The organism is Longispora sp. NPDC051575 (assembly GCF_040681875.1).
Lineage (GTDB): Bacteria > Actinomycetota > Actinomycetes > Mycobacteriales > Micromonosporaceae > Longispora.
In genome coordinates this window covers 57,677-80,175 of sequence record NZ_JBFAZP010000015.1, presented here as the reverse complement: position 1 = coordinate 80,175, position 22,499 = coordinate 57,677, and the positions used below count along the sequence as shown (strand labels likewise).

The 22,499-nt window shown below is 67.1% G+C and carries 21 protein-coding genes and 1 pseudogene; 12 read left to right on the top strand and 10 right to left on the bottom strand.

The genetic code is table 11. The annotated features are described in order from the left end of the window. Positions 1 to 523: 523 nt before the first annotated feature. Complete coding sequence (locus AB0M43_RS36040; protein ID WP_363731498.1) at positions 524 to 1,411, bottom strand: slipin family protein; 888 nt, start codon at positions 1,409 to 1,411, stop codon at positions 524 to 526. A gap of 670 nt (positions 1,412 to 2,081) precedes the next feature. Here AB0M43_RS36040 and AB0M43_RS36035 point away from each other — a divergent pair. After that, positions 2,082 to 2,573, top strand: coding sequence for a general stress protein (locus AB0M43_RS36035; RefSeq protein WP_363731495.1), 492 nt, complete (start codon positions 2,082 to 2,084; stop codon positions 2,571 to 2,573). A 138-nt stretch (positions 2,574 to 2,711) separates the two neighbouring features. On the opposite strand, the gene AB0M43_RS36030 is transcribed toward AB0M43_RS36035, so the two are convergent. Both AB0M43_RS36030 and AB0M43_RS36025 read right to left on the bottom strand, forming a co-directional pair. Next, positions 2,712 to 4,418: an acyl-CoA dehydrogenase family protein gene (locus AB0M43_RS36030; protein ID WP_363731493.1), complete on the bottom strand. Its 1,707-nt coding sequence runs from the start codon at positions 4,416 to 4,418 to the stop codon at positions 2,712 to 2,714. Between the two features lie 519 nt (positions 4,419 to 4,937). Beyond that, positions 4,938 to 6,208, bottom strand: a pseudogene (locus tag AB0M43_RS36025) (IS701 family transposase). A 2,114-nt stretch (positions 6,209 to 8,322) separates the two neighbouring features. On the opposite strand from AB0M43_RS36025, the gene AB0M43_RS36020 reads away from it, so the two are divergent. Next, a complete protein-coding gene (locus tag AB0M43_RS36020) occupies positions 8,323 to 8,679 on the top strand; it encodes an HPF/RaiA family ribosome-associated protein (RefSeq protein ID WP_363731491.1) in 357 nt (118 codons plus the stop codon). A gap of 65 nt (positions 8,680 to 8,744) precedes the next feature. On the opposite strand, the gene AB0M43_RS36015 is transcribed toward AB0M43_RS36020, so the two are convergent. After that, the gene (locus AB0M43_RS36015) at positions 8,745 to 10,553 is read right to left on the bottom strand and encodes a glycoside hydrolase family 15 protein (RefSeq protein ID WP_363731489.1); all 1,809 of its coding nucleotides are present in this window, start codon (positions 10,551 to 10,553) and stop codon (positions 8,745 to 8,747) included. A 605-nt stretch (positions 10,554 to 11,158) separates the two neighbouring features. Between AB0M43_RS36015 and AB0M43_RS36010 the strand changes: the two genes are divergently transcribed. Further along, a complete protein-coding gene (locus AB0M43_RS36010) occupies positions 11,159 to 11,668 on the top strand; it encodes a DM13 domain-containing protein (protein ID WP_363731487.1) in 510 nt (169 codons plus the stop codon). Between the two features lie 26 nt (positions 11,669 to 11,694). On the opposite strand, the gene AB0M43_RS36005 is transcribed toward AB0M43_RS36010, so the two are convergent. The 3 genes from AB0M43_RS36005 to AB0M43_RS35995 all read right to left on the bottom strand — a co-directional run bounded on the left by AB0M43_RS36005 (position 11,695) and on the right by AB0M43_RS35995 (position 13,642). Further along, complete coding sequence (locus AB0M43_RS36005) at positions 11,695 to 12,276, bottom strand: SRPBCC family protein (RefSeq protein WP_363731484.1); 582 nt, start codon at positions 12,274 to 12,276, stop codon at positions 11,695 to 11,697. 2 nt (positions 12,277 to 12,278) lie between these two features. Beyond that, complete coding sequence (locus AB0M43_RS36000; RefSeq protein ID WP_363731481.1) at positions 12,279 to 12,986, bottom strand: Crp/Fnr family transcriptional regulator; 708 nt, start codon at positions 12,984 to 12,986, stop codon at positions 12,279 to 12,281. A gap of 170 nt (positions 12,987 to 13,156) precedes the next feature. Then, on the bottom strand, positions 13,157 to 13,642 hold the full coding sequence (locus tag AB0M43_RS35995) for a hypothetical protein (RefSeq protein WP_363731479.1): 486 nt from the start codon (positions 13,640 to 13,642) through the stop codon (positions 13,157 to 13,159). Positions 13,643 to 13,750: 108 nt separating this feature from the next. On the opposite strand from AB0M43_RS35995, the gene AB0M43_RS35990 reads away from it, so the two are divergent. From AB0M43_RS35990 to AB0M43_RS35965, 6 genes are all read left to right on the top strand, one after another. After that, the gene (locus AB0M43_RS35990; protein ID WP_363731477.1) at positions 13,751 to 14,203 is read left to right on the top strand and encodes a MauE/DoxX family redox-associated membrane protein; all 453 of its coding nucleotides are present in this window, start codon (positions 13,751 to 13,753) and stop codon (positions 14,201 to 14,203) included. Continuing rightward, positions 14,200 to 14,502, top strand: coding sequence for a DUF427 domain-containing protein (locus AB0M43_RS35985; protein ID WP_363731475.1), 303 nt, complete (start codon positions 14,200 to 14,202; stop codon positions 14,500 to 14,502). Before AB0M43_RS35990 ends, AB0M43_RS35985 begins: the two co-directional genes overlap by 4 nt. Continuing rightward, complete coding sequence (locus tag AB0M43_RS35980) at positions 14,499 to 16,121, top strand: radical SAM protein (protein ID WP_363731472.1); 1,623 nt, start codon at positions 14,499 to 14,501, stop codon at positions 16,119 to 16,121. The genes AB0M43_RS35985 and AB0M43_RS35980 overlap by 4 nt, the downstream gene beginning before the upstream one ends. Beyond that, positions 16,118 to 16,951, top strand: a complete 834-nt coding sequence (locus tag AB0M43_RS35975; RefSeq protein ID WP_363731469.1) for a methyltransferase domain-containing protein — start codon at positions 16,118 to 16,120, stop codon at positions 16,949 to 16,951. The genes AB0M43_RS35980 and AB0M43_RS35975 overlap by 4 nt, the downstream gene beginning before the upstream one ends. A gap of 124 nt (positions 16,952 to 17,075) precedes the next feature. Further along, on the top strand, positions 17,076 to 17,627 hold the full coding sequence (locus AB0M43_RS35970; RefSeq protein ID WP_363731466.1) for a redoxin domain-containing protein: 552 nt from the start codon (positions 17,076 to 17,078) through the stop codon (positions 17,625 to 17,627). Continuing rightward, positions 17,627 to 18,463 (top strand): cytochrome c biogenesis protein CcdA, encoded by an 837-nt coding sequence (locus AB0M43_RS35965; protein WP_363731464.1) that lies wholly within the window; start codon positions 17,627 to 17,629, stop codon positions 18,461 to 18,463. The genes AB0M43_RS35970 and AB0M43_RS35965 overlap by 1 nt, the downstream gene beginning before the upstream one ends. A gap of 215 nt (positions 18,464 to 18,678) precedes the next feature. On the opposite strand, the gene AB0M43_RS35960 is transcribed toward AB0M43_RS35965, so the two are convergent. Beyond that, complete coding sequence (locus AB0M43_RS35960; RefSeq protein WP_363731463.1) at positions 18,679 to 19,125, bottom strand: hypothetical protein; 447 nt, start codon at positions 19,123 to 19,125, stop codon at positions 18,679 to 18,681. A 382-nt stretch (positions 19,126 to 19,507) separates the two neighbouring features. After that, on the bottom strand, positions 19,508 to 19,783 hold the full coding sequence (locus tag AB0M43_RS35955; protein ID WP_363731462.1) for a hypothetical protein: 276 nt from the start codon (positions 19,781 to 19,783) through the stop codon (positions 19,508 to 19,510). Positions 19,784 to 20,229: 446 nt separating this feature from the next. On the opposite strand from AB0M43_RS35955, the gene AB0M43_RS35950 reads away from it, so the two are divergent. Both AB0M43_RS35950 and AB0M43_RS35945 read left to right on the top strand, forming a co-directional pair. Then, positions 20,230 to 20,811, top strand: coding sequence for a PRC-barrel domain-containing protein (locus tag AB0M43_RS35950; RefSeq protein ID WP_363731460.1), 582 nt, complete (start codon positions 20,230 to 20,232; stop codon positions 20,809 to 20,811). A 19-nt stretch (positions 20,812 to 20,830) separates the two neighbouring features. Beyond that, positions 20,831 to 21,232, top strand: coding sequence for a PRC-barrel domain-containing protein (locus tag AB0M43_RS35945; protein WP_363731458.1), 402 nt, complete (start codon positions 20,831 to 20,833; stop codon positions 21,230 to 21,232). 250 nt (positions 21,233 to 21,482) lie between these two features. On the opposite strand, the gene AB0M43_RS35940 is transcribed toward AB0M43_RS35945, so the two are convergent. After that, complete coding sequence (locus AB0M43_RS35940; RefSeq protein ID WP_363731456.1) at positions 21,483 to 21,686, bottom strand: hypothetical protein; 204 nt, start codon at positions 21,684 to 21,686, stop codon at positions 21,483 to 21,485. A 254-nt stretch (positions 21,687 to 21,940) separates the two neighbouring features. Here AB0M43_RS35940 and AB0M43_RS35935 point away from each other — a divergent pair, with 254 nt between their 5' ends. After that, positions 21,941 to 22,402, top strand: a complete 462-nt coding sequence (locus AB0M43_RS35935; RefSeq protein WP_363731454.1) for a hypothetical protein — start codon at positions 21,941 to 21,943, stop codon at positions 22,400 to 22,402. Positions 22,403 to 22,499: the final 97 nt, after the last annotated feature.

Below are 22,499 nucleotides of genomic sequence, written 5' to 3'. Positions count from 1 at the left end.
TCGCTCCTGCGCCGCGTCAGAGTCCTCTTGAGAACATGTGGGCAAGGCAGGACGTCGTTCGGTTCGGCGTGTCCGTCGGTGCAGATCGCGGTCGGCACGGTCCTGAGGCTGTCAGTGGTGTGCCCGATGGTGACCGCACGGCCGGCTGTGATGACCTGATCGGGCTGAGTCTTCCAGCCTTCGGCGTTCAGGTGCAGCCGGACTCGGACGCCCCCGGGTGTCCGCACACGGGCAGGCGGATCCCCGCCTTTCTCATGTGGCTGCGGCCACCAACGGTCGGCAGGCATCATGCGGTGGTATCGGGTCGATGCCGACCGGGCGGACTCGTGCCCGGCCCGTGCCGACGTCAAGGCGAGACGTGTCACCGACGCCATCGGAGTCTCCCTCCGGTCAGGGCCCACGAGGACACAGACTCTGCCCCGATAACACGGGCTGTGACGAGGTCCGCGAGGGTCGCGTGCTGGCTACAACGGGCTTGCATCGGCGATGTGGCCCACACCAATTGCGCGTGGGAACAGGGTGGCTACCGTAGGGCTTCGTCTGTTCGAGTGGCGCCGTTGGGTGCGGGTGCTGCGGGTGCGGGTAGCGGTCCAACGGCGGGCGTCGTGGGGTTCTGCGCGGCTGTGGCGGTATCGGCGAGAGCTGTGGTGGCCTTCTCGAAGAAACGCAGCAACTCGACGGGAAACGGCATAACCAGGGTGCTGTTCTTCTCAGCTGAGACGTCAACGACGGTCTGCAGCAGACGCAACTGCAGGGCCCCGGGCGTTTCGGCCATGGCCCTGGCGGCCTCGGCCAGTTTCGCCGAAGCCTGGAACTCCCCCTCAGCGGCGATGACCCTGGCACGCCTTCCCCGCTCGGCCTCGGCCTGACGCGACATCGACCGCTTCATCTCGTCAGGCAAGGCCACATCCTTGACCTCCACACGCTCGATATGAAGACCCCACGGCTGCTCGGTCGGACCATCGATGACAGCCTTGAGCTCGGCGTTGATCTCATCACGGTTAGACAACAACGTATCCAGATCAGCCCTCCCGATCACCGCCCGCAACGACGTCTGAGCCACCTGCGAGACAGCGACCTTGTAACGCTCGACGTTGATGATGGCCTTGACCGGATCAACAACCCGGAAATAGACAACCGCGTCGACTTTCAACGTGACGTTGTCGCTCGTGATAGCCCCCTGAGCGGGAATGTCCATCACCACCGTCTGCATCGACACCCGGGTCATCCGATCCACGAACGGCACGATGAACCGCAGGCCCGGCGCGCGGACCACCGGCAACAGCCGCCCGAACCGCAACACCACTCCTCGCTGATACTGCTGAACCAACCGGACACTGGACACCGCCAACACGAACGCGACGACAACGATCAACAGGAATACGATCCCGAGAAGTTGAGACAAGGTCATGGCATAGCCCCCAAGACGAGCTGTCGACGAAGATCACCGCCACCAACCCCCGCCGACAGTACCGCCGACCGGCAACGCGCGGCGCCTGACGGACGCCGACACCGCCCCACAGGAGCTATGACAACGCGATAACCGCAGCACGACGAAAACGCGAACACACCAATCAGGCACGAACCCTGCAACAGGCGGGCAACAGCGAACCGAAACTGGGCGCCACCGGGGTCCTGAGCGACACCCCAACCCTACGCCCAAACCCAGCAAAGAACACCGCCAGACACCGACCGCCATCGTCTTCACAGACACCCGGCGGGTGACCGCCACCAGTTCTGCGGCCAACAAGGTCACATGCCAACACGAGAACGCCGTCGAGCCTCGGCGGGAATTCGTGCCCATCACAGAGATACGGTTGAAGATCCGGTGGTCCACCACGAGACAATGGCGTGAGCTACCTGGCAGCTGAGCAGGCATCACTGCCGGACAGCTGTGATCGACACCCGCAGTGCGGCGAGGGACCAGTGGTTGCCGGCCGCCGTGATCGGGTACTCGTTGAGTGCGCAACCTTCAGCCCTGCTACCCGAGTCTATGAGAACCCTGGGCGCCACGTTCCGTCGCGCACCGTGACATCACGGCGTACAGGCGGTCCTTCGTTCCACTATGCCGGGAGATATTCATGATGAACAACTTCGCCACAGCGGCGGGCCGCGACGATACGTTCTCTCCGGCCGGCGAGCAGGTGCCGCTGGGGTCCTACACCACGTACGGCGAGGCACAACGGGTCGTCGACCACCTCTCCGACCATCACTTCCCCGTCGAGTCCACCCAGATCATCGGCAGCGATCTGCGGATGATCGAACAGATCACAGGGCGGCTGACCTGGCCCCGGGCCCTGCTGTCCGGGGCTGCCAGCGGCGTGTGGTTCGGCCTGTTCGTAGGACTCCTGCTGGCCATTCTGTCCACCGCTGGTTTCGGCCGCGCGATGGGCTGGAGCCTGACCTGTGGTGTGGCATTCGGGGTAGCCTTCGCCGCGGTCGGATACGCGCTCACCAGAGGACGCCGCGACTTCACGTCCAGTAGTGCCACGGTCCCGAGCCGCTTCGAGGTTCTGGTCTCGGCCGAACACGCCGCCAAGGCACGGGCCGCACTCTCCGAGACGCACCGCTGACCGGCCGCGCTACGCAGTTCACGGACTTTCCAGGTGGGTCCGACATGATCGCGGCCTTCGCCCGCCTGCCGCTCCGAGGACGTCGGCCGGTGTCGGTGACGCAACCGCCGTTTCGTGGCGGCCGGCCAGGGGCTCTGACTATTGCATGCGCGGGGTGTAGCCGCCTTGGTGGTAGGCCAGCCGGGCGATCTCGTGGGTGTGTTCGTCGTCGTTGGTATCGATGCGATCGAATTGCCTGGTGACCCGGGCCGCGGCCCGGCCGCAGAACTGGGTGGTGATGTGCTGTTCCTGCCCGGAAGCTTCCAATCCTTGATCGTCGAGCAGGGCGCTGGTGCGTGACAGGGTTGCGATCTGGGCGTAGATGTCGGTGACCGCGCCAGCCAGTCGCTTCTGCTGCCGTTGACGCAGCTGGATGTCACCGCCGTGACGGCGCAGCAGCATCTCCGCCATGGCGCGCAACTGCCCGGTTTGGGCAGCCACGGTGTCGGCCTGGGTCTTCAGCGCCTCGTGGGCGCCGTCGAGCCGGTCGGGGCGCACGGCGCGGGCGACTCGCTGTGTCACGTAGTCGGCCAGGATCCCGACACTGCGCACAGGTTCTGCCAGGTTGACTTTTGCCAGGTCGGAGACTTCCCCTGCAACGGCTTTGAGTCCGGAGAGGGCGATGAAGGCGCGCAGGACGTCGTTGGCGCCTTCGAAGATCGGGAACACCCGGGCGTCACGTAGCGCCCTCGCCACCGGAGAATCTGCCATGTACCCTTGACCGCCGAACAGCTGGAACACCCGATTCACGGCGTACCAGTAAAATTCGCTACCGGCGACCTTGGTGATCGCCGATTCGATCGAGTAGTCCGACACCCCGGCATCGACGAGACCCGTGGTGAGGTAAGCCATTGATTCAAATCCATACAGGTAGGACACCATCCAGCTGATTTTGTCTTCGACCAGTTCGAACTCGGCAATCGGCCGGCCGAACTGCCGCCGACTGCTGGAGTGCTCGATGGCCAGTCTGATCAGATGTTTGGTGGCGCCGACGACACCGGTACCCAGGGACATGCGCCCGTTGTTGAGGGTGTGCATGGCGATGCGAAACCCGTCACCTGGCTCGCCGAGCACGTTGTCCTTGGGGACCCTCACGTCGCGGAAGGTGAGCCGGCGCAAGTCGTTTCCGCGCAGGCCCAGGGTGTCGAACCGGTCCGGTGCCTCGAAGCCGGGCATCCCTTTCTCCAGAATGAGGGCGACCATGCCGTTCGGGCAGCGGGCGAAAGCACACACGATGTCTTTGCCCCCGTTGCCGATCCAGCGTTTCTCACCGTTGAGGACGAACGAACCGTCAGCCTGCGGCTCCGCCCACGACTGAATCGACTCCACATCAGATCCCGCCCCCGGTTCGGTCAGCGCGAACCCGGCCAGCTTCCGGCCCGCCGCCAAATCGGGCAGGAACCGCGCCTTCTGGTCGTCGGTACCAAACAGATGAATCGGTTTCATGCCGATCGACTGGTGTACCCCGAGTACCACCGACAGTGATCCGTCGACACCGCCGAGGTCCTCCATGACCCGGCAGTACCCAGTCTGCGACAGGCCCTGGCCCCCGTACCTCGGGTCAACGTAGAGACCAAGCAGGCCACGTTCGCCCAACCCCGCGATGATGTCGTCACCAACCCACCGCTGGGCATCGACCCGGGCGGGGTCATAGCGCGCGTGAAGGAACTCCAGACCGTCCGCGGCCAGACCGGCACACCGGCGGGCCTCGTCAGGCGCCAGTCGAGGGTAGGGCATCACCATCTCCGCCGGTATGTGACCGGTGAACAGGGCCTTGGCAAACGATGACGGAGCAAGATCACTCACGGGATGCACCTTCCTCACACGGCCGAGACGGCAACAACGACGTGGCACACCGTTTCGCCGATCACGGCACGCCTTCTCAGTATTGGCCCCACTGGCCCGGTATGCGTCCCTAATCAACAACCGCGACGATCTGAGGGGCCATAGGCTGCCGGAACAGACCCCCTGGCATTTGGCCACAGCAGGCCGGCTGGCGACACGACCGCTGCCTGTGGAACGCGCCATCTGGTCGAACGACAGCGCCCATCCCTCAGTCCCTTGTACCGAAGCGCCCCGCACGTCGATCCCGGCCATGATTCGTCCTGCCGCAGGTGTGACAGGCACATCAGGGACGCATGTTTGAGTCCGCAGGAGCCTGCCTACTCCCCTGTTGGCTGGGTGCGCGTTTGGCCTGAGGGTCGAATGGCGACGAGATGCCTGAGGGATCATCCATGGGCGCGGCGACCCTCCCGCAGCGGGTGGCGCGCGTGCGAAGCCGATGGCCCCGGGTCAGTCCCGCGTGGGCACCCGCTCGCCTGGGAGCTAGTACTCCAGCAGCACTTCGCCGAGGTGACGTCTTCGCTGGTAGTGGCTGGTTTTCGCTCGGTATTGGTGGCGGCGTCGCCATCGTGACCATCGATGGATGAAGTCGCGGGTGCGGGCGATTGTGATCAGGTGTGCCAGGAGACGTCTGACCTCGGCGAGGGTGAGGTGGATGAGTCTGTCGCGGTCGGCGCGGGGTTGTCTTTTCCCGCCGTGGCGGCGGTGACGGTGAGGAATGCGTGGGCGAGCATCGCGAGGGTGACGTGTCGGTACCAGGCGTCGTAGCGGCGGACCTGGTACTCGTCCAAGCCGACCTGGCCTTTGGCGGTCTGGAAGCATTCCTCGATCGCCCAGCGGGTGCCAGCGACGCGGATCAGTTCCTCGTCGGCCGTGCCGGCTGGTCCGTAACACAGGTAGTAGGCCAGTTCCGACGGTTTGGCGATGCTGCGGCGGATCAGTAGCCAGCGGGTGAAGCCGTGCTCGGCGGTTCCGGTGTCGGGCAGGGTGGCCATCGCCCAGTCGTAGAGCCGCGGCCCCTTCGCGCCGGGGCCGCAGCTGCGCCGCTTCCAGGCCAGGGCGGGTGCGGCGGCTGCGAGGGCGTCGGCGCGGGCGCTGCCGGTCTCGGTGGGAACCTTCTGCCTGCACGGCACCGCGACCACGTAGCCGATCTGGCGCTGTTGGAGCCCGAGGCGGAACTTCGAATCCATGCCGTATGCCTCATCAGCGGTCACCCAGCTGGCTGCGAGCCCGCCGTCGAGGGCACGGGCAAGCATGCGAAGGCCCAGCTCGGGCTTGGTCGCAAACCGCACCCCGTCGACGACACCGGCCTCGGCGCAGCGTGCGGTATCCGCGCACCAACCTCTCGGCATGTAGAGCTCGCGGTCGATCAAAGTCCGCCCCCGCGTGCTGGCGTAGGCCACAAACACCCCGAGCTGACAGTTCTCCGTACGCCCGGCCGTGCCGGAGTACTGCCGCTGCACGCCTGCGGACTTGACGCCTTTCTTCAGGAAGCCGGTCTCGTCCACGACGAGGACACCACCCGGGTCGCCCAGATGGTCGGCCACATAGCCTCGCAGGTCGTCACGAACCTCATCCGCATCCCAGCGGGCCTTGACCAGCAGCCGCTGCATCCCCTCCGGGGTCGCGTCACCGGCAGTCTCGGCGAGCGGCCAGCTGTTCTTCCCAGACACCGGCGACAGCAACCCCAGGACATATGACCGGGCTCGACGGCGCGGCTCCGCCCGCCCGAACCGGCCCGCAACCCGCGCCATCAAGTCATCAAACCCCAGCGACCACCCGGCAATCTCATCCACGCTCACTGAACGAACATCCACAATGGCTCGCAACGGGCCGCGCCCATTACGGTCAAACACCACCCGACGCGCTCTAGCCATCGATGATCACGATGGCGAAAATGTCATCACCGCAGATCAAAAACACGCCACTACCAGCAGATACACCAACTCACCCAAGTGCTGCTGGAGTACTAGACCAGTCCACCATTGGCAGCACCGATCCACAGTGGCGCGACGGGAACGTGGGCAGATGCCGACAGGAACGTGCCCTCCACGGTGCGGGCGGTTGCGGCATGAGTACGGCCAGTACTTCGAGGATGGCCACGGTGGCGCCGACTCCGAATCCAGGCGGCGCTCATCCGGGGTGCGCGGCATGGCTTCGGCCTGGGATGGCCGGGGCCGAGTCCCCCAGGGGTCATGTGGGGTGCTGGTTGAGGACCTGGCGTATAGTTGGGTGACTCGCAGCCGGCATACTGCGGTCTCCGTTCACACCGACGCCATACGCCATCGCCGTTCAACGCCTTCCACGGCCGCCTCCGATACCTGATGGTTCCCGAGGCCGCAACAGGTCGATGAGGCAAGGACGGTCCAGGTCACCCGCAGCAGGTCCAAGGCGGCTAACCAGAACAAGCCTACCCTCCGCCACCGTCGCTGGCCGAATGCACGGATCCGTGTCAGTCAAGACGTCGCGACGGGTGGTAGGACCGAAGTACCCGGGCCGCGTGCCGGGTGGTGCTACCTTCACCCCTCGAGAGGGCAGCACCACCCGGCCCCATGGGGCCGTCGGGCCGGTATGGCAGATCCGCGCGCAGTTGTGTGACGGCGGCCGCCATGAGCCGGGCCGCACGCGATAGGGAGTGCCCAACGGTTGCGGCACTGTCACTTCGGGTCGTCGGTTCGCCGAAGCCCAGAGACAGGAGCCGCAGCTTGCGCGGTGAGCACCGTGTGGTCCCCGCGCGCGTCCTGTAGAGTTCTACGACTCCGCGTCCGAGATCTATGTAGCCGACGGCAGGTGCGCCCGGCTCGCCGCGCGGCGCATTGACCGCTGAGAGGCGATATGCCTGGGCGGCACCGAGCGCGGTCACCAGCTCATGGGCATCGACCCGCAGTCGGTTGGCTAGTTCCACCGTCGTGGGCTTGCGGCCGAGCCGTCGCGCGAGGGCGCTGGTGACGACGTCCACGGCGACGGACAGCTCCCGCACCGGACGGGGTACTCGCTGCCCCCAGGCGTTGCGCCCACGATGTGGGGTGCTGCCCAGGATGCTCCCGGTTGTGGCGGCGACCTGCTTGCTGTTCCCCGGGTCGCTGTTTTCCGCGGGAGTCGCCAGCTCAGGCGATACGACCTGACCATTGACGTCGGGCGACTCGTTCAAGCGCGCCTGCTGGCTCGGCACGCGGACGGTAGGCGGCCCGTCGGCGGTGATGGTCCTGGCGGGTGACAGGGAGTCGGTGCGGGCCCCTGGCGGCAGGACGGACAGCGCTTCATGGAACTGTGTGCCCGCATCCTTGACGGCGCGTACCTCTGGCGTCCGAGCGTGCGGGTGGCTCTGAGAGTCAGCCCGGCGGAGGACGTGATGGAGTGTTGCTGTAGTGGATTCATGATGCATCGCCCTTGGGCAGGACACGCCGCAGGTGTGCCCGCCGGACCGGCGCCTCGATTGAAGCGCAGGGAATGGCAGGTGATACCCGCAGGGTCTGGGCGGCGAGAGCATGCCCACCGTAGTGTGTCCAGCCGGTGGTTCGGCATGTCTCTTCTGATCACTCTACGCGGCGACAGCCTCAAAACAAGGGTTCCGGCACCCGTAACACTGCGGCACCTGCGGCCTGCGGCTCCGCCCTCGGCTGTAGCGCCCGGCCCGCGGGTCCAGTCTCGCGACGCCCATGGTGCACGAGTAGCTGTCTGCATACCGTCCAGGACACGGGCCCGGTGGCCTGCGCCTTCCTCCTGCAGGCTGACCAGCCGCGGCGGCGGGCCTGACTGGCCGGGATGCTTACTGGGTATAGATGGTGCGTGGGATCGGTTGGAGCCGGACTTTCGACCTCATCCGCACTACTGAGGTGGGGCAAGCGAGCTACAGGGAGGGATCTTCATGCAAGTACATTTGCACAGTGACAGGAACCTCGATATCAACGCCGGGTTGATCGAACGGGTCGAGGCTGAGCTCAGAGTTGCGGTGGCACGTTTCGGCGACCAGATCACGCGAGTAGAGATCCACGTGAGTGACGAGAACGCGGGCAAGGCTGGCGGCTTGGACAAGCGGTGCGTGGTGGAAGCTCGCCCCGCCGGACAGCCGCCGGTCGCGGTCACCCACCATGCGGCCTCGGTGTATGAGGCGTGCAGTGGTGCGGTCGACCGGCTCGTGTCGATGCTGGACAGCAAGTTTGGGCGGTCAGATGACCGAAAAGGAGGCGATTCCATCCGCCACCTGGAGGTCGAGGAGGGGTGACATGACGATGATCCGTGCCCTCTCCTGGCAGGTGGTTGTGACGCGTGAAGGGGTCTGCGGTCGTTTCAGTACTGGTCGTAGGTCGGCCGGGGCGTCGCGGTGTCGGTGGTGGTGCCGTCGAGGTGTCGGGCGGTGTTGATGAGGGCTTCCATGGTGAAGGCTTGGGGTGTGTTGCCGAGGTGGCGACCCGTGGCCGGGTCGTATTCCTCGCTGAGGAGGCCGACGTCGTTGCGCAGGTCGAGGAGCCTGTGGAACAGGTCCTCGGCTTCGGTGGTTCGTCCGGTGCTGTGCAGTGCGTCGGCGAGCCAGAAGGAGCAGGCGAGGAAGACTCCCTCGGCGCCGGGCAGCCCGTCGACGTTGCCGCCCGCCTGTGTGGGATAGCGGGCCAGGAGTCCGTCGATGGTCAGTTCCTGTTGGATGGCGGTGATCGTGCCAGCGACGCGCGAGTCGGCCCAGGGCAGGAATCCGACCCGCGGGAGCAGCAGCAGTGCCGCGTCCAGGGTGGTCGAGCCGTAGTGTTGCGTGAAGGTGTTGCGGCTAGCGTCGAAGCCCCGGGTGCACACGTCGGCATGGATCTGGTCGCGCAGCGCACGCCAGCGGCGGACGGGGCCGTCGAGGCGGTGCCGTTCGACCGCGGTGACCGCCCGGTCGAACCCGACCCATGCCATCACCTTGGAGTGTACGAAGTGTTGGCGTGTGGCGCGGATCTCCCACAGGCTGTTGTCAGGTCGCTGCCAGTTACTTTCCAGGAAGTCCAGCATGGCGCGTTGCAGGTCCCAGCCGGAACCGGTGGCCGCGATGCCAGCTTCGCGGCTCACGTGCATACCGTCGAGGACCTCGCCCCACACGTCCAGCTGGAACTGTCCAGCCGCGTCGTTGCCGACGCGGACCGGAGCGGAGCCTTCATAGCCGGAGAGCCAGTCCAGGTTGTATTCGGGCAACCGTCGAGTTCCGTCGATGCCGTACATGATCTGCAAATCGGCCGGGTTGCCTGCGACGGCGCGTAGCAGCCATTCGCGCCAGTCCTTGGCCTCGCTGACGAAGCCCGCGCCGAGAAGCGCCTGCAAGGTGAAAGTCGCATCACGTAGCCAGCAGTACCGGTAGTCCCAGTTGCGGGTGCCGCCGATCTGTTCGGGCAGCGAGGTGGTGACGGCCGCGACGATGCCGCCGGTCGGCGCGTAGGTCAACGCTTTGAGCGTGATCAGTGCCCGGCGCACGGGCGCCGACCAGCGGCCGGTGTAGGTGCACCGGCCGATCCAGTCTGTCCAGAACTGTTCGGTGGCGGCCAGCTCGTCGTAGGCGTCCACCGGGGCCGGGCGGGGCAGATGCGAGGGCTGGTAGGTCAGGACGAAGGCCACCCGCTCTCCCGCGCCGACAGTGAACTCCGCGACAGTGCTGTGATCATGGCCGCTCAGGTCGACGTCGGTACGCAGCCATACCGCGTCCGGGCCTGCCACTGCAGCGAGGTCGTCTCCGTCTCGGCGGACCCACGGCACCAGACTCCCGTAGTCAAAACGCAACCGCAATCGCATGCTCATGGCTACCCGACCGGACAGGCCCTCGACAACGCGGACCACGTCGGCGGCCTGATCACGCGGTGGCATGAAGTCCACGACACGGACGCAGCCGCCGGGGGTCTCCCACACCGACTCCAGGATCAGCGTCTCGCCCCGATAGCCTCGCCGGGTCGCATCCCCTGCGCCCGTCGGTGCGATCTTCCAGTGCCCGGCGCCCTCATCATGCAGCAACGCGCCGAAGCAGGCCGGCGAATCGAACCGGGGCAGACACAACCAGTCGATCGACCCGTCCCGCCCCACGAGCGCCGCGGTCTGCAGATCGCCGATCAACGCGTAGTCCTCGATCCGCCCGGCCATCGACCACTTTTCCGTTGGGAACCAAAACCATGTCAGGACGGCCCACCGTAGTGGCCACGTCAGGCGATCCACGCCAGGAGCCCTGTCGTCGTGCGCTGGGTGACGTCCCGTTACCGTAGGTGCCAAACCCCAGGATGCCGCCAGGCTCCACCCTCAGAAACCGCACCTCCTCGTGCTCCCGAGCGTCCACCGACAGGCTCGCTCCTTCGGCGTCATGCTCGGCCCGCCAGCATCCCGAGCGTGGCACCACTTCGAATACCCGCCACGACCTGTCGTCAAACCAGCGTTCGGTCGAGCTACCCGACGTCCAGCACTCATCCACCACAGAGCCCTCGATCACCCAGGTTCGCAAGAACCGACAAGGCCGCATCGGAGTCTTGGGGACAGTGTCGAGAGCCGGCTCGACTGCTTGGGCACTTCCTCGAGCGCCGGGGCGGGTCCCTCCCACAAGGACCCGTCCCACAACTCGGAGGACAGTGGCCCCAGCGCCGCAACGGCCTCTCGCAAGATTCGACGCCAGCCTGCCCGCCTTTGCTGAAACTCCCCCAGAAGGCGTCCCCAGTTCGTAAGATGCACGGTCGGCTTGAACACGGCATGCTGGGCGTATGCGAAAAGGAATTCTCCTGGCTGGCGTTGTGCTCGTGGTAGCGGTCGCGTTCGGTTTGTACTGGTTTCAGCCATGGAAGGCAATCGTCGACCGCCAGGTCGACGAGGCGATCCCGACGGTGGCCACGACCACCGGCCCCAGCCCTTCGCCGGGTGTCGCGGTCAAGGTGGACACGGTGCTGCTGCGCGGCACGTTCATCAGCCATGAACATCAGACCACCGGGGCCGTCGAGGTGATCGACCTGGCCGACGGTCGGCGGGTACTCGCTCTGCGCGACCTGGACACCAGCAACGGGCCCGACCTCTACGTGTGGCTGACCGACGCGCCGTCATCGGTCACCGACCTCGGCTCCACCCGCTACCTGGACCTGGGCAAGCTCAAAGGCAACAAGGGCAGCCAGGTGTATGAGATCCCCGCCGGAACCGACCTGGCCCCCTACAAGAGCGTGTCGATCTGGTGTAAGAGGTTCAGCGCCTCCTTCGGCGCGGCCGACCTCATACAAACCTGACGGCCCGCTCCACAGTCAGTCCAGCCTCATCGTCCGGGTCGAGTGGGACGTTCGGCTTCGGCCCTGACGGACTCGACGGTGGCTTCCACTGCGGCTTGCCACCGTCGGGCGACGATCAGGCCCCACCATGCCCCGAGGCTCCACCCGTCCGTGCCGAGTTCGCCGTGGTACTCCAGCCGGGTCCCGTCGCCGTCGATGGAGCTGAGGGTGAAGTGTTCGACGACGTGGGGCACAGGACCACGAAGAAGCCGGAAGTCGATGCGTTCGGGCGACGTGAAACGGACGGTCTCGACAGTGACAGCGGTGAGCCGGCCCCCGATGGGGGTGCGGTGGGCGGCCAGGACCATGTCCGTGGCGCGTTCGAGGACGTGGACCTTTTCCCGAAGGGCGCGGGTGGCGCGGCCGAGGTAGGGCTGGGTGAGCAGGGCGTAGACGGTGTCGCGGTCGGCGGCGATGTCGACGGTCAGCGGGCCGAGCGGTCGTAGTCTGCGGCCCCAGCCGGTGTCGACGGTCAGCGCCCCGGTGACTGTGCCGACGTAGATCGCCGTGACGGTCGCGATGCCGATCACGACGGCCGCGATGATCAGTAGTGCGATGAACAGAGTCATGGTCATGCCTCGTCGGCGAGTCGGAGGTGGTCGAGGATGGTGACCCTGCCGCGATGGAGTTTGATGACGCCGCGGTCTGCGAGGTCTCCCAATGCCTTGGTGACGGTCTCTCGGCTGGTGCCGACGAGTGCTGCGAGTTGTTCGTGGGTGAGGCCGATCGGACGGCTACCGAAGGCCAGGAGCCCGGGTTTGCGGGCCGGTTCGGCCGACAGGGCGATCAGGGTCGCGGCGACCCGCTGTGGAACGGTCTTGAACACGGCCTCGGACAGTCGCTGTTCCATGGCGGCGAGCCGGGTGCCGAGGATCGTGGTGATCCGGGTGGCGATGCGCGGGTCTGACAGCAGGAAGCGGTGCACGTCGTCGCGGCTCATCACGCACACCACGGCCTCGTCGAGGGCTTCGGCGTAGTTGTCGTACATCTGCTGGCCGAGGAGCACCATCTCCCCGAAGATCGTGCCGGGGGTGATGATCGCGGTGGTCAGTGCCCGGCCTTCGGCGGAGACCCGGAAGGTGCGCACCCTGCCGCGCCTGAGCATGAACAGCGCCTCGACGCGCTCGTGCGGGGTGAACAGCATCTCGCCCGACGCGTAGGTGCGCATGGGAGCGGCCTGGGCGATGGCCATCAACTCCGCCTCGGTCAGGTCGGCGAAGATGTCGACCTCGGCGAGCAGGCACAGCCGGTCGTCGAAGACGACTCTGTCACGGGACATGCGTTCCACGCGGCGGATCTCCTCGCGTCGTCCGGGCGCCCATGGGGGTGGCCGGTCGCCCCAGGCGGGGCTTTCCAGGGCGGGTAGCCCCTCCTGTAGACAGTACGACCCGGCGGCCTCCCCAGGGCCGGTTACACCCCCGGCCCCCGGGACGGAGGTGGCCATGGCGGCTATCCGCGCCGGGCCAGGCGGGGCGCGATCAGCGCGTAGGCCAGTCCCAGGATGAGCCCGAACATCAGATGACCCATCAGGGACTGCCACTGGGTCTTGCCGATCTGGAAGATCATGTCGGTCATGCCGAGCTTCGCGGGCATGATCAGCAACGCGCCGAGTACCCACCAGATGACGCCATAACCCATGCCCAGTGCGGCGCCGATCACGGGTTTGCCTGCCCAGCGGCCGAGCAGGACGGCGAAGCTGGCGCCGATGAACGCCGAGATGGCCAGGTGCACCAGCCAGCCGACCGCCATGCTGTCGCTGCCCACCAGCTTCGCGACCATGGGAATCATGTCCATCATCTGCATGAGCACGCCGAAGACGACGCCGCCGGCCAGGCCGCCGACGATTCCGGTGGCCACAGCGGGCACGAGCCGCGCGAGGGGTCCGCTTCCAGTCTGCCCGACGCTGTGTGTGGTCATGGCGACCAGCTCCTTCACCAAGTGTTGTTCGCGTTCAGGTCACCGTGACCGTAGGACGCGCCCGGGCCACGGTTCGGTGATGGCGGTTACAGAACGTCCGACCATGACGGCCGTAGCGTCGCAGGGGTGATGTTGCGGATGATTCTCGGCGCGGTGTACACGGCGATGGCCGTCGGGCAGGCCGCGTCCTGGCGGCGGATGTCCGGCATTCTCGACGCCTACGACCTGCTGCCGGCAGGGGTGTCGCCCTGGCTGGCGGGCGTGGTGATCGCCGGCGAGGTGGTGTGCGGGGTGTGGTTTTTGGCCCGGCCCCGCTCGCACGCGCTGACCCCGGTCTGGGTGTACACGGCCGTGTCGGCGGTGTGGGCGATCCTCGGCGCGCAGGCGTATCTGCGGGGTGTGTCGGTGGCCAACTGCGGTTGCTTCGGGATCTATCTGTCGCAGCGGCTCAGCGCCTTCGTCCTCGCGCAGGACGCCCTTCTGCTGCTGTACGCCGCGATCATGATCCGTTCCGGGCTACGTGCCCGGCACGCGGCGGCCAACGCCGCCGCCGATCGAGGAGAGGTGACAGCGCGATGAGGGTACGGGCAGTGTTCAACGGTGTGGTGCTGGCAGACAGCGACGACACGGTGGTGGTCGAGGGCAACCGCTACTTCCCGCCGGAGTCCCTACGCATGGAGCACTTCACCCCGGCGAGGACCCGTTCGATCTGCCCGTGGAAAGGCATCGCCTCCTACTACACGATCACGGTGGACGGTGTGGTCAATCCCGACGCCGCCTGGTACTACCGGCACCCGACCCCCTTCGCGCGGCGGGTCAGGAACCGGGTCGCGTTCTGGAACGGCGTCACCGTCGAAACCGTTGAGGAGACCACATGAGTGCGCCCCAGCCTGCCAAGCGCGACCGGGACGAGGTCTTCGTGGAGTACACGAAGTCGATCTGCCCGGTGTGCAAGGTGGTGATCGACGCGCAGGTCAACATCCGGGACAACAAGGTGTACCTGCGTAAGCGCTGCAAGGAACACGGCCCGTTCGAGGCCCTGGTCTACGGTGACGCCCAGATGTACATGGACTCCGCGCGGTTCAACAAGCCCGGCACGATCCCGTTGACGTTCCAGACCGAGGTCAAGGACGGCTGCCCGTCGGACTGCGGGCTGTGTCCGGAGCACAAGCAGCACGCCTGTCTGGGGATCATCGAGGTCAACACCGGCTGCAACCTGGACTGCCCGATCTGCTTCGCCGACTCCGGCCACCAGAGCGACGGGTACTCGATCACCCTCGCCCAGTGCGAGGCCATGCTCGACGTGTTCGTCGCCAGTGAGGGTGAGGCGGAGGTGGTGATGTTCTCCGGCGGCGAACCGACCATCCACCGGCAGATCCTCGAGTTCATCGACGCCGCCCAGGCCCGCCCGATCCGGGCCGTGAACCTCAACACCAACGGCATCCGCCTGGCCACCGACAAGAAATTCGTCACCGCGCTCGGCGAACGCAACCGCCCCGGACGCGCCGTCAACGTCTACCTGCAGTTCGACGGCCTCGACGAACGCACCCACCGCGAGATCCGCGGCCGGGACCTGCGCGCCATCAAACAACGCGCCCTGGACAACTGCGCCGACGCCGGCCTCACCGTCACCCTCGTCGCCGCCGTCGAGAAGGACCTCAACGAGTACGAACTCGGCGCGATCATCGAACACGGCCTGGCCCACCCGGCCGTGCGGTCGGTGGCGTTCCAGCCGGTCACCCACTCCGGGCGCCACGTCGAGTTCGACCCGCTCACAAGGCTGACGAACTCCGACATCATCCACGCCATCGCCGCCCAGCGCCCCGACTGGTTCCAGGCGTCGGACTTCTTCCCCGTCCCCTGCTGCTTCCCGACCTGCCGGTCGATCACCTACCTCCTGACCGAGGGCACCCCCGGGCAGCCGGACTTCGGCGTGGTGCCGATCCCGCGCCTGATCAACGTCGAGGACTACCTGGACTACGTGTCCAACCGGGTCGTGCCCGACTACGCGATCCGCGAGGCCCTGGAGAAACTGTGGTCGGCGTCGGCGTTCATGGGGACCGGCGCCACCGATGACCGCCTGGCACAGGTCGCGGCGGCACTGGACTGCGCCGACGCGTGCGGCGTCAACCTGCCCGAAGCGATCGCGCACCTCACCGACCGCGCGTTCATGATCGTCATCCAGGACTTCCAGGACCCCTACACCCTCAACGTCCGCCAACTCATGAAATGCTGCGTCGAGGAGATCACCCCCGACGGCAGGATGATCCCATTCTGCGCCTACAACTCCGTCGGATACCGCGAACAGGTCCGCGCCCAGATGTCCGGCGTCGACATCGCCGACGTCGTCCCCAACGCCACCGGGCTCCAACCGATCCTCACCGACTCGCCATACGGGTCGAAGATCGCCACCGTGCCCACTCCCGTCCGCGATGAGGACCGAAGCGACGGACCGATCACACCCGACACCACCAACACCGGTCAGAGCATCCGATGAACGACCCGACGCCGGACGCCGCGGAGACCAAGGCGTGTTGCGCGGCCGTGTACGGCTCCGACGTGGTGGCGCTGCTCCTCGGCGACGCCTACCACCCCGGAGGGCTGACCCTCACCCGCCATCTCGCCGCCACCCTGGCGCCCCCTTCCGGGGGTAGGGTCCTGGACGTGGCCTGCGGGCGGGGCGGCACGGCGCTGCTGATGGCGGCCGAGTACCAGATGAGGGTCGACGGTGTTGACCTGTCCGCCGTCAACATAGCCCTCGCCCAGGGTGCCGCCGCCGCGGCCGGCCTGGACCCCCAGGTGTCTTTCACCGTCGCCGACGCCGAGGACCTGCCCTACGCCGCAGGCACCTTCGACGCGGTGCTGTGCGAGTGCGCACTGTGCACGTTCCCCGACAAGCACACAGCGACCGCCGAACTCGCCCGGGTCCTACGCCCCGGCGGCCGGCTCGGCATCACCGACGTCACCGCCGACCCCGACCGACTCCCACCCGAACTGACCACCCTCTCCGCCTGGATCGCCTGCGTCGCGGACGCCCAGCCCCTCGACGAATACGCCGAGCTCCTCACCACCGCGGGCCTCCGCGTCACCCACGTCGAACGGCACCACCGCGCGATGAGCCGCATGATCGACCAGATCGAAGGCCGCCTCACCCTCGTGCGCATCACCGCCCGTGAGCGGGCCGAAGCTCTCGGTGTTGACTTCGCGCGGGCCGCACCCATCCTGGCCGCGGCCCGCGCGGCCATCACCGACGGGACACTCGGCTACGGACTCCTTATCGCAGAAAAGCCGGATGTCATGACCGACGTCGCGAGCACCAGCCCATGACACCCGAGCCGGTGCGGCGAACCTCGGCGGACGCCGTTGCCGCTTCGTAAGATCTCGCCTCGGCAGGGTCCCGCAGGCATCGCATAGGCTGGGCTTGAAGCAATGAGTCGGAGGAGTCGGGTTGATGAGTGCTCACCGTAGGTTCGCGTCTCTGGTGCTCACCGGTCTGCTCGCCCTAACCGGGTGCGGCACCGGGGAGGCAGGCGGCACAACGCCCGATCCGGGCACTTTGGCCACTGTCGCCAGCCAAACGGCGACACCAGCACCCAACTCCAGCGCCGCTGTACCCGAGCGGCTGGCGTTCACCGCCAAATCCCTCGACGGCAAGGAGTTCGCCGGGGCGAGCCTTGCCGGCAAGCCAGCAGTGTTGTGGTTCTGGGCGCCGTGGTGCCCGAAGTGCCGGGCCGCCGGCCCCGACGTGGCCAAGGTCGCCCAGACAGTGACGGTCGTCGGCGTGGCGGGCCTGTCCGAGGACACCGCGTCGATGCGTGATTTCGTGTCCGCGACGAAGACCGGCGGCTTCACCCACCTCGGCGGCGGCAGCACCGAGGTATGGAAACGCTTCGGGATCACCAGCCAACACACCTTCGTACTCATCGACTCCGCAGGTGCCGTCACCTACACCGGCTCCCTCGACGCCGCAGGACTTGCCTCCCGGGTCGCCGAGCTGCGCTGATGGGCGCAGACGTCGGCCTCGCGCTCGCCGCAGGCCTGATCGCCGCAGTCAATCCGTGCGGATTCGCGCTCCTGCCGGCGTACATGTCGTTCCTGATCGTCGACGGGTCTACCACCCGCCAGGCTGCCCTGAGCCGGGCGCTGCTGCTCACCTCGGCGATGACCGCCGGGTTCATGGCAGTGTTCGGAGTCTTCGGCCTGCTCATCGCTCCGTTCGCCGGGCAGATCGGCAAACATCTACCGATCGTCACCATCATCATCGGTGTCGTGCTCGCAGCACTCGGCGCTTGGCTGCTCGCCGGACGTGAACTGCCCGCCGTCGTCCCGAAGCTGGGCCGGGCCCCCACTGTCATCCGCTCCTGGTGGTCCATGGCGATCTTCGGAGCGGCATATGCAGTCGCGTCACTGGGCTGCACCATCGGCCCGTTCCTGGCCGTCGTCGCGGCCAGCTTCCGCTCAGGCTCCACCCTCAGCGGCATCGGCCTTTTCATTGCCTACGCCGCAGGCATGGGCCTGGTCATCGGAGCCCTCGCCGTCACCCTGGCCGCAGCCCGGTCCGCATTACTCAACCGACTCCGCCGGGCGCTGCCGTACATCTCCCGCACCGCCGGTGGTCTCATGCTCCTCGCCGGGATCTATGTCGCCTACTACGGCTGGTACTCCTACCGGATCTTCACCGGCGACCTGCGCCACGACCCGATCATCGACACCTTCGGCACCATCCAAACCCTGGTCTCCGACTGGCTGACCGCCATCGGACCCTGGCCGGTCCTCGCAATCCTCCTCATCGCCGGCGCCATCACCTTCGGCGTAGCCCGGGCCCGATGTCCCAGGTAACCCGCTCAACCACGGGTTGAGGACGGTCAGGCCCGCCACACCGCCTCACGAGGCAGGTTCAGCTGGTCGACCAGGTCCAGGGCAGCGCGGCCATGGAATTCACGGACCGCGATGGCCCGGCTCAGCGTGCCTACGCAAGGCCTGTCCCGAGCCCCACATGTTGACAGCGGCCCGCCCGCCCCGCCACACGCGGACTGAAAGCCAAGCTCTGGACGCTAGCTGGTCAAGGTCAGCAACAGGGCCGTAAGGCGGTCAAACGCTGGACGGCTCTGCCCGCAGCCCGTCAGCTCATACCGGCCTGAGCCAATCTGCACGGAGTAGCTGAAGGCGTCGGAGCATCCAGAATTTCCGAGCTTGCCCAGCTCGGTGAGCAGCTCGGGGTTGGCTAACTGGGCGTTGAGCTGTTTCACCTGCTCGGCGGTAACTTGCCCGGACCGGGCGGCCTGGCCGCGGCTGGTGGCCTGCCAGCGCCCGCTCACGTCGACCGTCCACGTGTCCTGCACGCCGGCAAGACCGCCGGTGCGGGTCACGGTGATCGGCTGTGTGACGACATGGGGGGCTGTCGTGCCGGACGTCTGAGCTGAAGTCGAACGGGACGGGTCGACGGTCGGCGCATCCGATGAAGGTTCCTCGGCGCCGCAGCCCGAGAGGGCCAGGGACACCAAGCCAGCTACCAGGAGAATTCGCAGGGGACGCATCAGTGCCGCTCCTAGCAGTCGTCATCGAGTTGTCGGGGCGAAGCCGGACGTCCACCCGTCGAATTGCTCCGGCGGAGCCTGCCGATCCGAGCCGCCGAATCGGATGGTTGGCCATGTGCGCCAACCAGGCAACCGTGGCACGCAGTGACCTGAGGTTCCCGCCTTGACTGCGGTCCAACCACGACGAGTGTGGTCGTCGAACGCACCCGGGTCAAGGGAGCGGGGCCCAGCGGGCTGGCCACGACGGTCGGCTCGTGTCGGGACACACCTCCATCGAGCCCGCCGGCCACCCCTGGGCGTAGCTGGGCACTGGCCGACCTCGGTGGCCGACAGCCGACTGGGTCGATCAGTCCGTCCGCAGGGACAACTGCCAGACGCGCTCGGCAGTCGCGTCAGCGTCAAGAACGGCGTCGCCGAGAGCCGCGGTGGCTTCACGGTCGAGATACAGTTGCGTCCCAGGAACGCCGACCGCGACGTCTCCGGCTGAGGGCTGCGACACCAGGGCGAACGCGAACCTACCGGGCCGTCCATGAGCCGCGATGCGCAATCCCGCACCCGGGTACACCCGCGTGTTGGTCATCCTCCTGATGGCGGCGGCAGCGCCGCCGGTCACTGTGATCATGGCGTGCTCTCCGTTCATTGTGGATCAATGTCTCCTTCTTCGAACATAGCCCCGACCCCGGCACACGGCCACGATACGGGCCGGACGTCATCGAACTGTCACGGCAACGCAAACATCGTCACACGACCGCACGCCACATAGCCGTCGCTCCCCGGCTACTGCGTTGACGCGCACTCATGGTCATTGGGATCACATCGCCGGTCCGACTGACCTCGATCACTGTGGCTACGAACACCGCTGGGGCGGTAAGGTTGTGGTGTCGGCCACATCGGCGCGTACCGCGTGGGTGGGTGGGCGTGGAGGCGTGCGATGCAGTGGTGGGTGTGGTTGATCATCGCCGTCGTCGCGGCGGGTGTGGTGTTGGGTGGTGTTCTCGGGGTACAGGCCCGCCGTCGTTCTGGCGGGGTGATCGCTCCCCGCGACCGGTCTGGTCCGGGTGACGGGTCATGACGTTGCTGGTGCGGGCCTCGGATCTGGTGAAACGCCCAGTGGTGACGTTGGCTGGCGAGGATGTCGCACAGGTCAAGGATGTCGTCTTCGACGGCTCCAGTGGAGAGGTCAGCGGGTTCACCCTGAACGGGCGGGGTGTTTTCGCGGGCCCGTTGCGGGTGGCGCTGCCGATCGCCGCGGTCACGGCCATCGGCGGTGACGCTGTGATGATCACCGACGAGGCGGTGCTGGTGGAACGCGGCGATGTCGCCCACGCCACCGATCTCGCCGAGCGTGACGTTCTCGGCGACAGGGTCCTGACAGACACCGGAGTCGACCTCGGCACCGTCGTGGATGTGATCCTGCAGGTGGGAGCCGCGACGGACGTGGTCGGCTACGAGGTCAAAACGGCCCCCGCGTTGCACCACGCGGGCCGCAGAGTACTGATCCCGCTGCCGGACACGCTGTCGGTGTCGGGAGAGGCTCTGATCGTGCCAGCCAGGGCCGTGGAGTTCGTCGCCCAGGACCTCGCCGGGTTCGGGGCCGCGATCGAGGCGTTCCGCACCCAGCTGAGAGGTGACGGCGATGCTGTTCAGTGACGCGCGGAATCATCCCGTGATGACCACCGACACCGCCAGCACCATCGGCAAGTTGTCGGCCCTGATCGTCGATCCGACGATCGGCCAGGTCCTCGCCCTGCGGTTGAGGAAGACCACCGGCCCGGGCGACACGCTGCACTGGGAGGACCTGACCGCTTTCGGACCCGACGCCGTCACGATCCCCACAGCCGCCGCGGTCACGTCCGCACGCGACCGGGCCGCAGAGCTGGACGACAAGGCCGCCGAACTGATCGGCAAACGGGTCCTCACCGACACGGGCAACGACCTCGGCGCCGTCGCCGATATCGACTTCGACCCCGCCAGCGGGACCATCATCTCCCTGGTCACTCCCGGCGGGCCGGTCTACGGCGACCGGCTACGCGGCTGCGGCTCCTACGCAGTTATCGTCACAGACACCTGATCTGCGTCTCGCACCTTCGGGGTGCTGGCAGAGCCCGGGCGGCTCCTACGCAGGTGCCGCACGCTCCCACTACTGCGGACGGACCCCCTCCCCCACCCTGCGACCTTGTGCTGACGGCCCGGCTCAGCGCCAGGTCCGACGCGGTGCGCGCCACCGCCGTCCTCGACGAGGCGTTCTGCCTGAACTGACCCGGGGCCACCGAGGCCTCCCGCCTGAACTGGCAGCCAGGACGCCACGACGGCGGTGCCCGTCACCCTCGCCCGGCATCGTCGTCCTGATGTGGGCCTTCCTGGCTGCGCCGGGTGGCATTGCCGTCCAGCCACAGGGTGTCGAAGGCGTCGCGGTGTGAGCCGGTGCAGGCAACGTGCTTCGCGTCGATCAGGTGCCCGCCGGTGGCGCCCGGATCTTCGCCGACGATGTGCGCCGCGACCGCTTTGGGGCATCCTCCGCCCATGGACCCGACGAGTGGTTGGGGCCGTGGCGGGACGGGTATCAGACCAGGACACGTGCCCGTCCATCCCGGCCACGCCTGCCAGGAAGCAGGGACTGTGGCGATCGCGGCGCCTGACTGGGCGGGGTTGGGCGCATACTGGCCTCGTGGGGCGTTTCTGGTGCCATTCGCGGCTATGATGCGCGACGTCGCCCCGGTGCTGCGGTACCTGTTTTCCACTTCGTCCAACGTTTGACGACCAGCGAGGAGCAGCACAGATGCGTGCACTACGAGTCTTCCTAGTCGGGGGACTGGCCGCGTTAGCCCTTGCCGCTTGCGGTACCGGCGACTCGCCCACCACCACCGCGCCCACCGCCATGGGCACGCCGAAACCCTCCACTCAGGCCATCGACCATCCAATCACCGTGAGCCGGACCGGCGGCCTGGCCGGCGTCCAGGACACGTGGACGGTCGACGCGAACGGACTCTGGCAAACGACCAGCCGTGACCAGGCCGCCCGGTCCGGTCGTCTCACCTCCGACCAGGGCGCCCAACTCAACACCTTGCTGTCCGACCCGGCGCTGCTCACCGACCTGAGCCAGCCCGGCTCCGCAACCTGCTCAGACGCATTTCACTACTCGATGTCAATGGGCACCCGACGGTATGAGATGACCGGCTGTGGAGAAAACAGACCCACGTTCGACAAGCTGATGTTAGTGCTACGGAATTCGACGCAATAGCGCTGCCCGCCAACTGCGCCCCATCGGCCGCGACGGTCGCCCCTCACCCGGCTGGTTCGAGATCCGGCCGGTCCACCGCCGAATGCGACCGACGCGG